A 16689-nucleotide genomic window follows, 5' to 3' on the forward strand; every position below is an offset into this window, starting at 1 on the left:
CGTTACGAAGCTGCTGCGATCAGCTTCCTCGTGTATTCATGGGAGGGATTGCTCCATAGATTTTGGTGGTTGCCGCGCTCGATGATGTGTCCATCCTTCATGACCATGATCCTGTCCGAGATGTATTTCACGACAGCCAGATCGTGGGAGATGAAGAGATAGGAAAGACCGGCTTCCTCCTTGAGATCGGCAAGCAAGTTGAGAATTTGCGCCTGAACGGACACGTCGAGTGCCGATACCGGTTCGTCGCAGATGACGAGCGAGGGCCGCACGATCAGGGCTCTGGCAATCGCGATCCGTTGACGCTGCCCACCGGAGAATTCATGGGGAAAGCGCTCCACCGCCGAACGTGGCAGGCGGACCTGGTCGAGAGCTTCGCTTATGCGCGATTGCCTGTCGGCGGAATTGCGATACTTGTGTGCATGCAGCACGCTATCGAGAATATCTCCAACGGTCCGGCGCGGGTTTAGGGAAGAATAAGGATCCTGGAAGATCATCTGCACGCGCCCGCGGAAGGCGCGCAGGTCGGCTCCACCTGCGTGGGTGATGTCCTGACCTTCGAACAGGATCTGTCCGCCGGCAACGGGTATCAGACGGCTGAGCGCCTTTGAAAGCGAAGACTTGCCGCTACCGGATTCTCCGACCAGCCCGAGCGTTTCGCCGCGCAGGAGTTCGAAGGTCACACGATCGACGGCAGGCGGTGTCTTGCTAGCGGGGTCATAGCGAACCGTGAGATCCTCGACTTCCAGAAGCGCATCTGCCGTTGCATTGGTGCGCGGTTCCGCTGCAACCGGCGGGCTACGGATCTCGAAGCTGGTTGTGCCGTTGCTGTTCCTGTGGGTCCGGATCTCGTTCAGCCGCTCCGATGAAGCGTGGCGCCCATCGCCGAGACGGATCGATGCGCCGATCAGCCCTTTCGTGTAGGGATGCTGGCTCTCCTGAAACAGATGCTCTGCCTTGAGCTCTTCCATCCTTTTGCCGTTGTGCATGACGACCACGCGGTCGGTCCAGCGCGACACCAGTGTCAGATCGTGGGAGATGAGAAGCAGGCCCATGGACAGATCGCGCCGAAGACGATCGATCAATTCGAGGATCTGGCTCTGGATCGTCGAGTCGAGAGCCGTGGTCGGTTCGTCTGCGATCAGCAGGAGCGGCGTGAGCGCGATCGCCTGGGCGATCATGGCACGCTGTCTCTGGCCCCCGGACAGTTCGTGTGGATAGGACGCGATACGACGGTGTGGTTCCGGCATTGACACCAGATCGAGTAATTCCAGAACCCGCGAACGTGCAGCCTTCCGGGACAGCCGTTCATGGGCGTGCAGTACCTCGGCGATCTGGTCTCCGACCGTATAGACCGGATTGAGAGCGCTCATCGGCTCCTGGAAGATCATGCCGATCCGGGGTCCGAGAATGGGCCGCCATGCCTTGGGTGGGAGGCGGAAGAGATCCAGGCCATCGAAGGTCACCTCGCCGCTGCTGGACGCTTCGTCCGGCAGGAGGTTGGACAGCGCAAGGGCAGTCGTGCTTTTCCCGCAACCGGATTCGCCGACCAGAGCGACAGCCTCGCCGGCGGCGATGTCGAAGGAAAGGTTCTCGACGGCAACCGCTTCACCGCTCCGGCTGTGATATCGGACTGAGAGGTCGCGGACACCAAGCAAAGGTATCGCCATCATTCCACTGCTTTCCGCGAGCGGACTTTGCGCCTGATCCGCGGGTTGAGCGCGTCGTTGAGGCCATCCCCGATGAGGTTGAGCGCCAGCACGGTGAGGACGATGCACCCACCGGGCATGAGCGTGAGGTACCAGTGGCTGCGGATCACCTCGCGGCTGGCGCCGATCATTGATCCCCAGGTGACGGTATTCGGATCGCTAAGCCCCATGAAGGACAGCGCAGATTCCATCAGGATCGCCGAGGCAACCATGATCGATGAGACCACGATGAGCGAGGGCAGGGCGTTGGGCAGGATTTCCTGCAGAATGATCCGTGGCGCCGAAATGCCAGACGCCCTGGCAGCCATGACGAAATCCTTCTCCCGGATCGAGCGGAACTCGGCGCGGGTGAGACGCGCGATCATCGCCCAGGACACAAGTGCGATGCCGACGATGACCGTACCGATTGTCGGTGTCGCGAAGGCGACGAGAACGACCAGCAGGACGAAGCTAGGAATGGTCTGGAATATCTCGATGAACCGGACGATGAGATCGTCGATCCAGCCGCCGCAATAGCCGGCGATGGCTCCAATAAGTCCACCGAACACCAGACCGAGAATTGTTGCGGAAATCCCCACCAGCAGCGAGACACGGGCGCCATGTACCAGTCCCGCCCAGACGCTTCGACCGAGTGAATCCGTGCCGAGTAGAAAGTCCGGATTTTCTCCGGGCCAAAGACGCTCAGGGCCGACAATCGACTGCGGATCGCCCGGAGCCAGCCACGGGGCCAACAGCGCCAGGAGCATTATAATGCTGAGTGTCATGAGACCGGCTGTCGCGCCCGGGTTCGAGAGAAAGTCGCGCAGGACCGAGCGCGCAATGACAGGATTGCCGATGTTGCTCCAGGGGGCTTCACCGGCTGCCATGCGTGCGGTTGAGGATTCGATATCGAAGCCGCTCATCAGCGCACCTCGATTCTGGGATCGAGGGCAGCCTGGATGATGTCGACGATAGCGTTGACGCAAATCACCAGGACAGACGAGACCAGCATGATGCCGAGCAACAGCGTATATTCACGCGCCATGACGGCATCAAAGGCAAGCCGACCCATGCCTGGCCAACTGAAGACCGTTTCGATGACGATGGCGCCGCCAAGAATGCCGGCCACGTGGATACCGGCCACCGTGGTGATCGGGATGAGCGCGTTGCGCAGCACGTGGCGAAGGACAACCTGTCGTGGCGCCAGACCCTTCGCCTTTGCGGTGCGGACATGATCCTGCCCGATGACCTCAAGGATAGAAGATCGGGTGAGACGTGCGTAGATCGCCATGTAATAGAGCGCCAGTGACGTCGCGGGGAGCAATGCATAAGAGGCGCGGTCGATAAGCCAGCCAAAGCCCCCCGAGGAAGCGCCGATGGTTTTCATGCCGCCAGCCGGTAGCCAGCCGAGCTTCACCGAGAAGACGATGATGAAGATCAATCCGATCCAGAATGTCGGGACTGAGTAGAACAGCAGCGATGCCACCGAAAGAATGCGATCGGCCGCGCGCGTTGCGTTCAGTGCCATGATCGTGCCAGCTGCGATCCCCACCAGCAGGGCGATGACGATCGCAAGAACCATGAGCGTCAGGGTACCCGGCAGACGCTCCATGATGAGATCGGCGACGGGGACACCGTAGCGGGGAGATATGCCGAGACTGAAATGCGCCAGACTTGTATAGTAGTTCGCAAGCTGATCGAGCAGCGGCAGATCGAGCCCGAAAGCCCGGCGAATGTCGGCCACCGTTTCCTGCGTGGCGGCACCGGATTCGGCCGCCATGTAATCGGCGGCATCCCCAGGCGCGAGCTGCAGCACGAAGAAACCGAGCGTGACGATGACGAACATCGTCGGGACCGCCTGAATGAGGTTGCGTAGCAGACTGCGGCCAACCCGCGTAAGCCTCTTCATGGAGCTGCCTCCCAAGGTCCGGAGACGGGTGAGGGAGCGACGCGGTCGACCGCGATGGACGGCCCGAGGCTCGCAAGCCGCTCGTAGTCCGCGCGAGCATGGATAAAGAGTGAGCGAGCGACTGCCGCGATCAGGCGGGGCAGTGCGATCGCGGCGCTGCCGATATCGCCAGCATGGATGCCGTGACTGATGATCGCCGCGAAGGTATAGACATGGATACGCTTAAGCCATGGCGCCGAACCAGGCTCTATCTCCTGCAATTCAAAACCTTTCCCAAGATAGGGATGCGAAGACCAGCCGCTTTCCCTCTCCGCCGCCGCAACGCGGTCTTGCCAGAGGAGAATGTGGGGAGCCGCGGCGGTCAGTTCCGGCCGGGCATAAACGTTTTGCCTATAGCCGGTCGCGGCAATGACCGTGTCCAGCATTATATCGCCCGTCGTCGTTCTCGCTACGATATCGTCGCCAAGAGCTACAATCTGTTCTGCCGCAACGTTGAAATGGAGATAGTGGTTCGGATGCTGGCAGGCCCGGGCGATGGCCGCATCCGGCGCGGAGCTGCGTCGCCGGCGCTCCAAAATCAAACGCCATCGCATTGCATCATCGAATTCCGGAAAGAACAGCTTGTCAGCCGAGGGTCTGGCGGCAGCCTGATCGTTGGCCTCTACGAGATCGCCGTGTCGGACGAATTGATGCACACTCGCTGCACCATGTTCCAGCGCGACAGCCGCTGCGTCGAACGCGGATGCGGCCGCTCCGACCACACCCACGCTCAAGCCGCGAAGGCTAGCGAAATTAATGAGGTCGTTCGTGTGGACAAGGCGGTCGGGAGGAAGAGTGTGGGAAAGAACCGACGGTATATAGGGTTCGCCCAAGCCGTCCAGGCCAGTTGCCAGTACGATCGTCTGTGTTGACAGATCTATCACGCCCTTGTCCTGCAGTTCAAAGCGCAGATTGAGCGGTGCGTTTTCGGCGTCCGAACGCGGATCGATCGAAATCAGGCGATGCTGCCATCGCACGTCGATCCCCGCCGTTTCGCGATACCAGTTGAGATAGTCGAGCCAGACGGTGCGGGGTATTTCCGCCATTGCGGCAAATGCGGCGTCACCATGAAGCGCAACGTACCAGTGCTCGAATGTCAGTTCAGGGATGCCCTGTTCGAGACCGGTAAATCCCTTGCCCGCGCGAAGCGTGTGCATCCTGGCTATGGTATTCCAGACGCCCGCTGTTTCCGGCGTGGCGGCATCGAAAACCTGCACCCGTCGGATGCCGGCACGGCGCAGTCCAAACGCAATGGCAACACCACTCTGACCACCGCCGATGACGGCAACGTCCATATCTGTGGCGACCGGAGCAACCCAATCCAGAGTGACCGGTTCGAGCTGCGCGATTGCGCGACGCGTCTGTTCACTGAGCTGGTTGAGACGCTCTTGCGACACCGTTCTCCCGCTTGATCGGCCCGACGCGATTTTTTGTTGAACTGTCATCTCATCACCCCTAGAGCCGCAAACCGGCTGCCCGCATCAGCGGGAGAACGGTTCGTCCGAAATGGGTGAGGTCGGGCAGGTAGTCGAAGAAGGAGATGTGGAAACCGTCCACTCCTTCGGCATGCAAAGCGGCAAGCTGTTCGACGATCCGTTGAGGCGAGCCGACGAGCCGGACATTCCCCCCGACAGCGATCGCATCGACCGAGTTTACATCGTTGCTCTTCGCCCACGCCTGCGCGTCGCTGACCAGCCGTTTGTCGAAATCCTTCGTGTCAGCAATGTTATGCAGCCCGCCGACATTCCTCTGCTCGACGGCGGCAACAATCGCGCCATAGTATTCCTGAGCTTCCTGATCCGTGTCGCGACAGACGATGATTGGATTGAGGATGACGCGGATTGTGCGCCCGTTTCGAGCCGCAGCTGCCTTGACGGTGGCGGTATGGGCGCCGAGCGACGCCCGCGCTGCCTCGAAACTGCCCCCGCCGGGGCTAGTGACAAAGACGATATCCGATTGCCGCGCAGCGAAGTCTATGCCGGCGGGCGAGCCTGTCGCGCTGATCAGAAGGGGTCGGCCGAAACGCGGCTTCGGCGTGATGAAGCCCTCTTTGATCCGCCATGGCGATTTACCGGAAAAGGTGACGGGCTCGTCCGAGCGCCACAATGCCTTCAGCGCATTGACGAATTCGTCGGCGAGCCTGTACCGCTGATCGTGCTCGATCTGCGAGCCGCCGAACATCTCGTGTTCAATCCGGCGATGACCGGTCACGACATTGAGGCCCCAGCGGCCATTTGTGATGTGATCGAGGGTGGCGCCGGCGCGCGCCAGATGAAGCGGGTGCCAAGGTCCATACAGGATATGCACGGTCGATGCGAGCAGGATATTCTTCGTCTCTGTCGCCAGCGCAGCCATGGTGACGAAGGGGTCGAGAGAGGTGCCGTTCAGTACTTCGCCGAACCCGCCTTTCGGAAGCCATTGCGACAGTCCAAAGACGATGTCGAAGCCGAGTTCGTCAGCGATTCGTACGAGGTTGCGGTTGTAGCCGAAATCCCATGACGTCGTGCGTGGCAGATGCGACGCACTCCAGCCACCGGCATTGAGTGGCAGAAAGAGGCCGAGCATCGTCGGCTGCCGGAAGATGCGCGCGACTGGGCTTTCGTCAAAATCAGCGGGTGACGGGACCGGATCGTTCTGCGTTAGTTCCGTGGATGTGAGCGTGTGGTGAGGGTCGCGCGTCATTCACCGAGCCCCAGGTTTCCGCGCAATGTGCTGTGCCGATATTCCGACCGGAAGATGCCACGTCGCTGCAGGATGGGGATGACGCTTTCCGTAAACGAACTGAAGCCATCGGGAAAATGCGTGGCGCTGACATTGAAGCCGTCAGCCGCACCGCTGCGGAACCACAACTCAATCTCATCGGCGACCTTCTCTGGCGTCCCGGCAATAAAGCGGTTGCGTCCCTGCGAACTGAGCAGGATTTCCCGCAGCGTCGCGCCGGGCCGCCGCTCGATCATCTGCCAGGTGGATTCCGAAATCCCGGTTGAAACCGCAGGTGTGAAGTCAGCCTGAGCGCGGGTCGGAGCCGGTTTGTCGAGGTCCTCGCCACCAAGAGGGACACCAAGACGAATCCCGAACCAGCGCGCATCGGCGGCGAGGTCGCGAAGCGCGTCGAGTCGTTCAACTTTTCTGAGCGCCTCTTCTTCGGTTGAGCCAACGACCGGATAGATTCCAGGCATGAACAGCGTCCGGTCGGGATCGCGCCCCGCCTTGCGCACCGCATCCTTCGTCCTTCTGTAACCCGCCTGGGCCGCCTCGAGGTTGGTCTGGAGGCTATAGATCAGGTCGGCGTGCCTTGCGCCGAAGCTAAGGCCGACCTCGGAGGATCCGGCTTGTACCAGGATGGGCTTTCCTTGCGGGCTGGTCGGCACCTGCAAGGGCCCACGGACTTTAAAATGCATTCCAACATGGTTGAGATGGCTGACCTTCTTCCAGTCGACGAACGTGCCGCCAGCCTGGTCGAGTAATAGCGCACCGTCTCCCCAGCTTGCCCAGAGAGCCTTTGCAACGCTCACGAACTCCTCCGCACGGTCGTAACGCTCGTCATGCGTCGGCAGGTCCATGCCGAAATTCCAGCCTGCTTCCGGAAGATAGCTTGTCACAATATTCCAGGCAGCACGGCCACCGCTGATATGATCGAGCGAAGAGAGCTTGCGGGCGAGTTCGTAGGGCTCGGAAAATGTCGTGGAAACAGTGGCGATCAGTCCCACGGATTCAGTTCTCGCCGCTATCGCCGAAAGTGCCAGCAATGGATCGAGTGCGTGCCACGGTTCGACTGGCGGCTCCATCGGAAGGCTTTGGAAGTCCGATAGAAAAACAGCGTCGAAACCTGCCTTCTCCGCGATCTGCGCGACCTCGATGTGAGCGTTCACATCGAGAAACTGCGCGGGGTTGTCGATGAGGCGCCATCGCGCTGGGTGCAAGCCGAGGCCAAGATTGTAATTTGCGGTGAAATGAAGTTCTCGTTGCATATCGTTCTTTGCTTCAGGAATAAGGAGGTGCCGCGCCCATGACAGACGGTTTCAAATTGCGGGCGGCGGGCCTATTTAGGAAGCAAAAGTCTACTAATTCTATAGACGTTGGTGCATATTCCTGTCGATTATATGTTTGTTTTCGATTTCACTATTCGAGAGGTTCGAAGAATGCGGGGCACCGACTTTGGCAATCTGCGTGCTTTTATGATGATCGTGGATTCCGGCAGTTTCGTTCGGGCCGCAGCAGCCCTGAAAATCGCGCCTTCCACTCTCAGCTACACAATCCAGGTTCTGGAAGGGCGGCTTGGGACGAAACTGCTGCAGCGTACGACGAGAACGGTCAGATTGACCGAAGCTGGAAGTCGATTGGCCCGGCGCCTCGGGCCAATGATGTCCGAATTCGACACCTTGATGGAGGACCTGACGGAGCCTCGGGAAAAGCCCTCCGGGACGCTGAAGCTTTGCGTCCCGCGTATGCCGATGCGGCTTTATATGGAACCGCTTCTTAATGGCTTCGAAGCCGCTTACACGGACATTACCATCGATCTCACGATTGGAGATGTGCTCGTCGACATCGCGGTGTCCGGGTTTGATGCTGCGGTCATCCCTAACCGGAGCATCCAGGACGATCTGGTCTCTATTCGGTTAGGACCGGAATTAAAGCGCATTGTCTACGCCTCACCAAGATATCTCGCCCGTTTCGGGGCGCCCTCTGAACCGGGAGACCTCGTTCATCATAATTGCATCAACTTTCGAGGCCCCCACACCGGAGCAATCTACCCCTGGGAGTTTCAGCGCGGTCAAGAACGCTTCGAGGTTGCTGTCAGCGGTTCGCTCATCGTGTCGGATTCGACCTACACACTTTCAGCCGCTCTCAGCGGCAAGGGCATAGGCTATGGCATAGAGCCAATTTCGAAGCCTTTTCTGGACGACGGCAGTCTGATTTCACTCCTGGAAGGCTGGGTCGCCCCCCATCCGGGGTTCATGCTGTGTTATCCAAAGAACCGGAATATCTCCGCCGCACTCAAGGCATTGCTTTCGTATGTAAGAAAGCAGAGCCGTGCCGGCAGTAGACTGAACGACGACCGTGTGAATGGTCGCCTTGGATCTACTCATATTGTTCGAACATGAAGCGCGCTCTTGAATGTCAGAAAAATATAGCCTAATTTCTGACGCATGAAACCCCTCGCGACATCAGTTCCAGACCTAATTATGAAGCGTGCCCGTGCCGGCGGGCGCGGCAGTGTCTTCACGCCCAGTGATTTCCTGGACGTGGCCGCGCGCGCGGCCGTCGACCAAGCGCTTTCTCGGTTGGCCAGGAATGGAAAGCTTCGGCGCCTGACGCGAGGCCTGTACGACTTCCCAAAGGTTCATCCGCAACTTGGGGCCCTTTCGCCTAGGCCTGACGATGTGGCGAAAGCGTTGGCGCGGGAGACCGGATCTCAGGTGCAGATCGCCGGTGCGCGCGCGGCGAATGCCCTTGGCCTGTCAACACAGGTCCCCGCACATAGCATCTATCTGACTGATGGCCCGTCGCGCCGTGTTGTGCTCGATAAGCGCGTCGTTGATCTGCGCCACGCTTCGCCCAAGCACCTTATTGCTCCGGACAGTGCTGCCGGCACAGTTGTTCAGGCCCTTCGTCACGTCGGGGCGGTGCGTGCCGCCGACGTTGCGCAGATCGCCTCGCGTCGACTGTCGGCCAGCGACAAGAAGACGCTAGCATCCAATGCGGTCCGGGCTCCCGCTTGGATGCGTTCGACGCTGGTCTCGATCGCTAACGCAATGCCGAGTGAGATAGATGGATAACCATGCGAATGTATCCATCAAGCTGATAGGAAAGAATTTGCTCTCGTTGCAGTCTCAAATGTTGGGAACTGTTGCTCCGTTCAAATTGCTTTTCGCTATGGCGATCATTAAACTGGATTTTAACCAGTTCTTTGGGAGAGGCGTCTATCTCTCGAAAGTGCCAAAAAGTCACCGCGAGAGGGACACGATGACGCAAATGTGGACCATTCAATCAGAAGGAGCTCGATCTATGAACCGAGCTCAGTCGTCATGACCACGGCGCAGCAGTTGATCTCGCTGCTGAAGAGCCACGTCGAAGGCGACGACGAGCAGTTCCTGACGATTGCATTGCAGGCTGCAGCAAGTGAGGCCCGCAGGGGTCATGGAAAGGTGGCTGTGCAACTCCGCGAGCTTGTCGATGCAGCGCGCGCCAACAAGGATCGTACCTCCGGGCGCAAGAAAGCCCCTGTTCCTATTGCGCAGCCACGCGGTGATCTCGCGAACCTGGTTGCGGTGCGCTACACTGACGTTCGGTTGTCGAGCATGATCCTTCCTGCGGAGCTCGAAGCTCGTTTGAAACGAGTCATTCTCGAGCAGCGACAACAGCATAAGCTTCGCAGCCATGGGCTGGCCCCACGGCGCAAACTGTTGCTCATCGGTCCCCCCGGATCCGGAAAGACAATGACCGCGGCTGCGCTCGCCGGTGAACTCCATACGCCGTTGTTCACCGTGCAGCTCGATGGCTTGATGACGAAGTTCATGGGGGAGACCGCCTCAAAGTTGCGGCTGGTGTTCTCGGCGATGGCTGAAACCAAAGGCGTCTACTTCTTCGACGAGTTCGATGCGATCGGCGCGAAGCGCGCGGAACGCAATGACGTGGGCGAGATCCGGCGTGTCCTCAATTCGTTCCTTCAATTCCTCGAGGAGGATGAGAGTGACGGTCTGGTGGTGGCGGCGACTAATCACCCGGAATTGCTCGATCCAGCGCTCTTTCGGCGGTTCGATGACGTCATCGAGTATGCATTGCCGAGCGTTGAAGTCGCGACCGGCATTTTGCAAGCGCGCCTTTCCAGCTTCGACACCCGGGATATCAACTGGACAAAAGCGGTTACAGATGCTGCCGGTTTGAGCCAGGCCGAGATTGCTCGCGCTGCGGCCGACGCCGCGAAACTCGTCGTCCTGTCCGACCGGGACCGCATCACCCAGAACGATCTGTCCCTCGCGATAGCCGAACGCAAAGGAGCGGCGTCGCAATAATCGATGGCAGAAGAACCACCGCGTCCACTCCCACACGTTTATTTGCCCGGTCACGGGAACATCCAGGACTACACCGCCAGAGGCGGAGGTGGCGGCACAACCGTGCCGGTGCGCGATAGGGCTCAGCATGCTGTAAAGCTGACAGAAGCCCTTACCCGGGCAGTGGCAGACGCGGAAGCGCAATTGAGAGCCCGCGAGCCCGACCTTGCGGGTGGAACGCCAGGTTTCTATCTTGAGTTCGAACTCCCTTCATCCCAGAGCGAGATCGTCGATAAGCTCGAAAACCGCCAGGGCAGGTTTCCGATCGAACTTGTTAGCGTTCGCCCGATAGGGGAGGGAGGGAACGCGATTGCCGCCACCGTCTTCGTCCCCGAGCGCCAGCGCGACTATTACCTCAAGAAGGTGGCCGAATATCGCGACCAGGACCGGATCCAACGGGTCGAGGTGGACGGTGAGATCGTCGAAAGAAACAACGGACCCAAGAATGAAGTGCTCGTGGCCTCACTTGAGACCGCGCGTCTTGCGGTGGCCAGATCCCTCTATACGGATGACGAGGCGTTCTTTCCGGTGCCCGGTACGGCCATCTGGTGGGAGGTCTGGCTGCGTCTCGGGACCAGAGATACCTTTGCGACGGCGGCTGAGCGACTGGAGCTTCCGGTGCGTGAACATGCCCTTCAGTTTCCGGAGCGCGAGGTGTTGATCGTCCACGCGAGCGCCGAAACCCTCGGGCGGATCATTGCGCACACCGACACGATCGCAGAGCTACGAACCGCCCGCGATACACCGGCCTTCTTTATGGAGATGGACGGCGCCGAGCAACGCGCCTGGGCTGCGGAGACGGCGGGCCGCATTGTGGCCCCCGATGGTGACCGTCCCGCCGTCTGCCTTCTCGATTCAGGCTCTACCCGACGTCACCCTTTGATCCTCCCGGCGCTCGCAGCAGTGGATCAGCAGGCATTCGATCCCGGCTGGAACGTCGAAGACACCAGTAATCAGGGGCACGGCGGACATGGCACCCAGCTTTCCGGCGTCGCCCTATACGGTGACCTGACCGATGTTCTCGCCGGAGCCGGGCAGATCATCCTGACGCACCGACTGGAGTCGGTAAAGATTCTGCCCGACCATGGCGCGAATGACCCCGATCTCTTCGGCGCCATCACCGCCCAATCAATCGCCCGTGCCGAGATCGTTGCGCCGAACCGGCCTCGCGCGATCTGCCTTGCCCTGACCAGTGACGGCGATCACTGGCGCGGCCGTCCGTCGTCATGGTCTGCGGCTCTCGACGCACTTGCCTATGGCGCCGACAATGCGCCGCGCCTGATTGCGGTTTCCGCCGGCAATATTCGTGAGGATATCCATCAGAACGATTATCTCGTCCGCAACGATATCATGCCGATCGAAAGCCCTGCTCAGGCGTGGAATGTGCTGACGGTCGGAGCATTTACCGAGAAGACGACAATCACCGACCCTGTCTTCAACGGGTGGGGTGTCATGGCCCAGGTCGGCGATCTTATGCCACGTAGCCGCACCTCCGTCACTTGGAACTACGATTGGCCCCTCAAACCCGATGTCGTCTTCGAGGGTGGCAATCTGGGCGTAGATCCGGCGACGCTCATTGGTGATCACCTTGACGATCTCGCGCTGCTGACGACCTATCGGACGCCTGAGAACCGGGCGTTCACGACGACCGGCGAGACCAGTGCAGCAACTGCGCTCGCGGCAAGGATGGGCGCGCAGATCCTGGGGCAGCGTCCTGATCTGTGGTCCGAGACGGTCAGGGCGCTGATCGTCCATTCGGCGGAATGGACACCGACGATGAAAGCCCATCTTGGCGGGATCAACAAGAATGCCTTGATGCGGCGTTACGGTTTCGGGGTTCCATCACTGGTGCGCGCCCTTGGAAGTCTCGATAACGATGTCACCATGGTCATTGAGAACGAGATGCAACCATTCAAGACCGTGGGCAGCAGGATCGAGACCAAGGACATGGTCCTGCACGCGCTTCCCTGGCCGACGGAGGAGCTCGAGGCTCTTGGAGAAACCCAGGTCCAGTTGCGGATCACGCTCAGCTATTTCATTGAGCCCAATCCTGGGGAGCGTGGCCAAACACGCCGTCACAGCTACGCTTCGCATGGATTGCGGTTTGCGTTGAAACCGGGCGACGAGCGCCCCGATGTCTTCTTGCGTCGCATCAATGCCGCGGCCGGGGCAAGGCCGCCGGCAAGGGCGGCGGGAGACACAGGCTGGACGCTTGGTCCCGTTCTTCGCAATCGAGGATCGCTGCATGGGGATATCTGGGAGGGAAACGCCGTCGAGCTCTCCCAGCGTGACGCTATCGCCATCTATCCGACTGGCGGATGGTGGCGGGAGAATACGGGTCAGAGAAGGGGTGATACAGCAGTTCGTTATGCACTTGTCGCAACGTTGCGAACTGCGGCTGATGTCGATCTCTACACCCCGATCAGCACCCCCATCCTTCCAGAGGTGGCGCCCGAAATTCTGATTGAGACTTAAACCCTCCCGCGTGGGGCATTGGACCGTGTACGTGCCAGACGAGGGGGCCTCCCAGTCAGTCATCCGACTCGGCAGCTCATATTGGCGGGTTCCCGCCCCACCGCCTTGAAGGAGGGATGTGTGGCTTTCCCCAACAGATCAGGACACGCGTGCGACAATTTCGACGTCATCGTGGTAGGCAGCTATTCGCGAAAACTGTTGCCTACGAGGAAACTGTTTCCGCAAACCTCAGACAATTAGACCCCTGAGGCTTTCTTTCGATACCAAGCATTATTCCATTATTTCTATATTGACGGTAGATTTTATATAAATAGTCTTTCTGAGAATGATTATCTCAGGAAGGCGTACGGATGCATCTCGCTCTTTATCTCGAGGCCGGCACACATCTCGGCGGTTGGCGGCTCCCGGAGTCGGCCACCTCAGGCGGCGTCGACTGGGCGCTCTACAAGACCGTCGCCCGCCGCGCAGAAGCCGCGAAGCTGGACATGCTTTTCGTCGCCGACAAGCTTTCGATCGACGACAACTATGGCCAGCACTTTGCCGACACTGTGAAGTATCGTCTCGTCACCAGGCCCGAGCCGTTGACCACACTGGCGGCGCTCGGAGCCGTCACCGATCATATCGGCATAGGCGGCACGATCTCATCATCATATGCCTCGCCTTATGCCGCCGCCCGTATGTTGGCGAACATCGACCATATCAGCGGCGGTCGCGCCGCCTGGAACCTCGTCACCTCCGTCAGCGATGGCGAGGCGCGCAATTTCGGCCGGGAGCAACATTTCGGACACGAGGAGCGCTACCTCCGCGCCATCGAATTTGCGGACGTCATGGGCAAGCTATGGGATAGCTGGGAAGCCGATGCGCTCGTCCTCGACAAGAAGTCCGGCGTCTTCGCGGATCCCACCAAATTCCATTACATTGACCATGAAGGCGACTTCTTCAAAATCCGCGGCCCTATCAACGTACCCCGCCCACCGCAGGGTCGTCCGGTCCTCATTCAGGCTGGCGTTTCGGACCGGTTCCAGGGGATCGCGGCGCAGAATGCCGAGGTGATCTTCGTCGTCCATGCTGAACTGGAGCGCGCACGAAGCTTCTACAAGAACTTCAAGGAAAAGGTAGTCGAAGGCGGCCGCTCGGAGAACGCCGTAAAGGTCCTCCCCGGCATCGTCCCCGTGGTCGGCCGCACCCGTAAGGAAGCACTGGACAAGGAACGAGAGCTCAAGGAACTCATTCTGCCCGAGGCAGGTCTCAGCTTCATGTCGGCGAGCATGAACTTCGACCTCGCCCAGTTCCCCCAGAATGCACCCTTCCCCGATATCACCGACAAGATCACCGGCAGCGTCGGCCGCTTCCAGTACGTCATCAAGCGCGCCATTGAACAGAAAATGACAGTTGCCGAGGTCGGAAAATGGTATGCGGAAAGCCTGTCATTCTTCGCGCCCGTCGGTACGCCGGAGGAAGTCGCCAGTCAGTTGGCCCATTGGTACTCCCAGCGTGCGTGTGACGGCTTCGTCATCCTGCCTCCCTACATCCGTCGCGACGAGGACCTCTTCCTCGAAGGCGTCGTCCCGGTTCTCCAGGAGCGCGGACTTTTCCGTCGGGAGTATCCGGGAACCACCCTGCGCGAGACCCTGGGTCTCGAACGGCCAGCCAATCAATTCGAAACACGCGAGACAACCGAGAAGCGGCGCGCTGCGCTCTGACCTCGCATCAAGGAGTATTGTGATGAAGACCAAGTCAATCATTCGCCTCGCACTGTCAGTGGCGATCTCCGTCGCCGCGACTGTCGCCTCCGCCCAGGAGGTTCTTCGCGTTGGCGACCAGCGCGGCAACGCGCGCGCTGTCATGGACGCTTCCGGCGTGCTTAAGGACGTCCCCTATCAAGTCGAGTGGAGCGAATTCGCCAACGCCGCCCCTCTGCTCGAAGCTCTCGCTGCCGGAGCTCTTGACGCTGGTTCGGTCGGCGACGCGCCACTGACCTTTGCCGCTGCGCGTGGTGTCAAGGCAAAGGCCATCTTCGCCACAAAGTACGAAGGAAACGCCATCATCGTAAAGAACGACGCACCTTATCAGGGCATCAAGGATCTCGTCGGCAAGAAGGTCGCTTTCGTGAAGGGTTCGGCGGGCCACGCCCTTATCCTTCAGTCGCTCAAAGAGGCTGGTCTCAAGGAAGACGCCATCACGCCGGTCTTCCTGCCGCCTGCGGAGGCGACGCTCGCCTTGACGAACGGATCGGTCGATGCCGTCTCGCTCTGGGAACCCTACATCTCCTTCACGACGCTCAAGTCCGGGGCTCGCATCATCGTCGATGGCAAGAACTACCCCAGCCTTTCCTATTTCATCGCCTCCGAGGCTGCTATCGAAGGCAAGCGCGATATCCTCAAGGACTTCGTCGCCCGCAGCGCCAAGGCTCGCGCCTGGGGGCTCGAGCATCCGCGGGAATACTCGAAGATTATCGCCCAGCTCGTCAAAATTCCCGATGACGTGGCGCTCGGCAAGCAGACCCGCGAAAGGCACGCTCCCCAGCTGATCAACGCAGACGTCGAGAAGCTCCAGCAAAGCACGATCGATCTCTATTATGGAGCCGGGATCATCGACAAGAAGCTGAACGCCAGCGACCTGTTGGACGACTCCTTCTCTCCCAAGCAGACGGACTGACGAACGCAGAGGCTGACGATGATGACGACCAGCGCGAAGACTCCAATCACAGCAGGACGGTATCTGGCCCAGGCATTTGCTCCGTGGGCGTTTCCTGTAATCGTCGTCATTCTCTGGCAGATCGCCTCATCGGGAGGACTGCTCTCCCAAGGCATTCTACCCTCGCCGCTCGCCGTCCTGGAGGCCGCCTGGTCTCTGGCGGCAAGCGGCGAGCTTGTGCAGCATATGGCAGCCAGTTTTTGGCGAGCGGCCGTCGGCTTCGGTATAGGTGCGGCTCTGGGGCTGTTCTTCGGTTTTGTGAACGGCCTTTGGCGAACCGGGGAAACGCTCTTCGACAGCTCGCTTCAGATGCTCCGCAACATTCCATCGCTCGCCATGGTGCCGCTCGTCATCATGTGGTTCGGAATCGGCGAGGAAGCCAAGATTTTCCTCGTAGCGTTCGCCACCATGTTTCCGATCTACCTCAACACCTTCCACGGCATCAAATCAGTCGATCAGGGTCTGATCGAGATGGGGCGGAACTACGGACTGACACGAACCGGTCTTCTACGTGACATCATACTGCCTGGAGCCATGTCGTCTATTCTCGTTGGTGTGCGGTACGCGCTCGGGGTGGCCTGGATCGTGCTGATCGTCGCCGAGACGATCGCAGCGAGTTCGGGTATCGGCCTTCTCGCTACGAACGCGCGCGAATTCCTTCAGGCCGATGTCGTGGTGCTCTCGATCATCCTGTACGCGCTTCTCGGCAAGCTGACAGACTGGCTGGCGCGGCTCGCGGAGAACCGTTGGCTACGCTGGCATCCATCCTATCAGAAGTAAGAGAGGTCTCTGGTGACTTTAGTCTCCTTGAAATCGACGCGGCCGA

The 16689-nt window shown here is 59.8% G+C and carries 13 protein-coding genes; 7 read left to right on the plus strand and 6 right to left on the minus strand.

Translation table 11 applies throughout. From position 1 onward, the window contains the following. Window positions 1-2: 2 nt before the first annotated feature. From ACQZ45_RS23655 to ACQZ45_RS23680, 6 genes are read right to left on the minus strand one after another with little or no spacing between them, the layout of a single operon-like run. Window positions 3-1673 (minus strand): dipeptide ABC transporter ATP-binding protein, encoded by a 1671-nt coding sequence (locus tag ACQZ45_RS23655; protein WP_045023436.1) that lies wholly within the window; start codon window positions 1671-1673, stop codon window positions 3-5. Further along, the gene (locus ACQZ45_RS23660) at window positions 1670-2575 is read right to left on the minus strand and encodes an ABC transporter permease (protein WP_233278971.1); all 906 of its coding nucleotides are present in this window, start codon (window positions 2573-2575) and stop codon (window positions 1670-1672) included. The genes ACQZ45_RS23655 and ACQZ45_RS23660 overlap by 4 nt, the downstream gene beginning before the upstream one ends. A gap of 35 nt (window positions 2576-2610) precedes the next feature. Continuing rightward, window positions 2611-3597, minus strand: a complete 987-nt coding sequence (locus ACQZ45_RS23665) for an ABC transporter permease (RefSeq protein WP_045023439.1) — start codon at window positions 3595-3597, stop codon at window positions 2611-2613. Further along, window positions 3594-5081 carry a SidA/IucD/PvdA family monooxygenase gene (locus ACQZ45_RS23670; protein WP_012655011.1) on the minus strand — a complete coding sequence of 496 codons (1488 nt, stop codon included), beginning with the start codon at window positions 5079-5081 and terminating at the stop codon, window positions 3594-3596. Before ACQZ45_RS23670 ends, ACQZ45_RS23665 begins: the two co-directional genes overlap by 4 nt. Window positions 5082-5091: 10 nt before the next feature. Then, window positions 5092-6318 (minus strand): LLM class flavin-dependent oxidoreductase, encoded by a 1227-nt coding sequence (locus ACQZ45_RS23675; protein WP_010974865.1) that lies wholly within the window; start codon window positions 6316-6318, stop codon window positions 5092-5094. Then, window positions 6315-7607, minus strand: a complete 1293-nt coding sequence (locus ACQZ45_RS23680) for an NtaA/DmoA family FMN-dependent monooxygenase (RefSeq protein WP_010974866.1) — start codon at window positions 7605-7607, stop codon at window positions 6315-6317. Before ACQZ45_RS23680 ends, ACQZ45_RS23675 begins: the two co-directional genes overlap by 4 nt. 171 nt (window positions 7608-7778) lie before the next feature. Between ACQZ45_RS23680 and ACQZ45_RS23685 the strand changes: the two genes are divergently transcribed. The 7 genes from ACQZ45_RS23685 to ssuC all read left to right on the plus strand — a co-directional run bounded on the left by ACQZ45_RS23685 (window position 7779) and on the right by ssuC (window position 16643). Beyond that, on the plus strand, window positions 7779-8741 hold the full coding sequence (locus tag ACQZ45_RS23685; protein ID WP_010974803.1) for a LysR family transcriptional regulator: 963 nt from the start codon (window positions 7779-7781) through the stop codon (window positions 8739-8741). 81 nt (window positions 8742-8822) lie between these two features. Further along, window positions 8823-9416, plus strand: a complete 594-nt coding sequence (locus ACQZ45_RS23690) for a DUF6088 family protein (RefSeq protein ID WP_045231754.1) — start codon at window positions 8823-8825, stop codon at window positions 9414-9416. Between the two features lie 249 nt (window positions 9417-9665). Next, window positions 9666-10652, plus strand: a complete 987-nt coding sequence (locus tag ACQZ45_RS23695; RefSeq protein WP_045231753.1) for an AAA family ATPase — start codon at window positions 9666-9668, stop codon at window positions 10650-10652. A gap of 3 nt (window positions 10653-10655) precedes the next feature. Continuing rightward, window positions 10656-13166, plus strand: coding sequence for a S8 family peptidase (locus tag ACQZ45_RS23700; RefSeq protein WP_045231752.1), 2511 nt, complete (start codon window positions 10656-10658; stop codon window positions 13164-13166). Between the two features lie 350 nt (window positions 13167-13516). Beyond that, window positions 13517-14869, plus strand: a complete 1353-nt coding sequence (locus ACQZ45_RS23705) for an LLM class flavin-dependent oxidoreductase (RefSeq protein ID WP_045231751.1) — start codon at window positions 13517-13519, stop codon at window positions 14867-14869. A gap of 22 nt (window positions 14870-14891) precedes the next feature. After that, window positions 14892-15824: an aliphatic sulfonate ABC transporter substrate-binding protein gene (locus tag ACQZ45_RS23710; protein ID WP_045231750.1), complete on the plus strand. Its 933-nt coding sequence runs from the start codon at window positions 14892-14894 to the stop codon at window positions 15822-15824. 18 nt (window positions 15825-15842) lie between these two features. Beyond that, entirely contained in the window at window positions 15843-16643 is an 801-nt protein-coding gene (ssuC, locus tag ACQZ45_RS23715; RefSeq protein WP_045231749.1) for an aliphatic sulfonate ABC transporter permease SsuC, read from the plus strand. The last annotated feature ends 46 nt before the right edge of the window (window positions 16644-16689 follow it).

The sequence above is a fragment of the Agrobacterium sp. 16-2014-1-2a genome, assembly GCF_053522705.1.

Excerpts from the sequence above, each read along its gene's own strand:
- ACQZ45_RS23670 (WP_012655011.1), bottom strand. The coding sequence starts at position 5,081 with ATGACAGTTCAACAAAAAATCGCGTCGGGCCGATCAAGCGGGAGAACG.
- ACQZ45_RS23660 (WP_233278971.1), bottom strand. The coding sequence starts at position 2,575 with ATGGCAGCCGGTGAAGCCCCCTGGAGCAACATCGGCAATCCTGTCATT.
- ACQZ45_RS23695 (WP_045231753.1), top strand. The coding sequence starts at position 9,666 with ATGACCACGGCGCAGCAGTTGATCTCGCTGCTGAAGAGCCACGTCGAA.
- ACQZ45_RS23705 (WP_045231751.1), top strand. The coding sequence starts at position 13,517 with ATGCATCTCGCTCTTTATCTCGAGGCCGGCACACATCTCGGCGGTTGG.
- ACQZ45_RS23685 (WP_010974803.1), top strand. The coding sequence starts at position 7,779 with ATGCGGGGCACCGACTTTGGCAATCTGCGTGCTTTTATGATGATCGTG.
- ACQZ45_RS23675 (WP_010974865.1), bottom strand. The coding sequence starts at position 6,318 with ATGACGCGCGACCCTCACCACACGCTCACATCCACGGAACTAACGCAG.
- ACQZ45_RS23710 (WP_045231750.1), top strand. The coding sequence starts at position 14,892 with ATGAAGACCAAGTCAATCATTCGCCTCGCACTGTCAGTGGCGATCTCC.
- ACQZ45_RS23680 (WP_010974866.1), bottom strand. The coding sequence starts at position 7,607 with ATGCAACGAGAACTTCATTTCACCGCAAATTACAATCTTGGCCTCGGC.
- ACQZ45_RS23655 (WP_045023436.1), bottom strand. The coding sequence starts at position 1,673 with ATGATGGCGATACCTTTGCTTGGTGTCCGCGACCTCTCAGTCCGATAT.
- ACQZ45_RS23665 (WP_045023439.1), bottom strand. The coding sequence starts at position 3,597 with ATGAAGAGGCTTACGCGGGTTGGCCGCAGTCTGCTACGCAACCTCATT.
- ACQZ45_RS23700 (WP_045231752.1), top strand. The coding sequence starts at position 10,656 with ATGGCAGAAGAACCACCGCGTCCACTCCCACACGTTTATTTGCCCGGT.
- ssuC (WP_045231749.1), top strand. The coding sequence starts at position 15,843 with ATGATGACGACCAGCGCGAAGACTCCAATCACAGCAGGACGGTATCTG.
- ACQZ45_RS23690 (WP_045231754.1), top strand. The coding sequence starts at position 8,823 with ATGAAGCGTGCCCGTGCCGGCGGGCGCGGCAGTGTCTTCACGCCCAGT.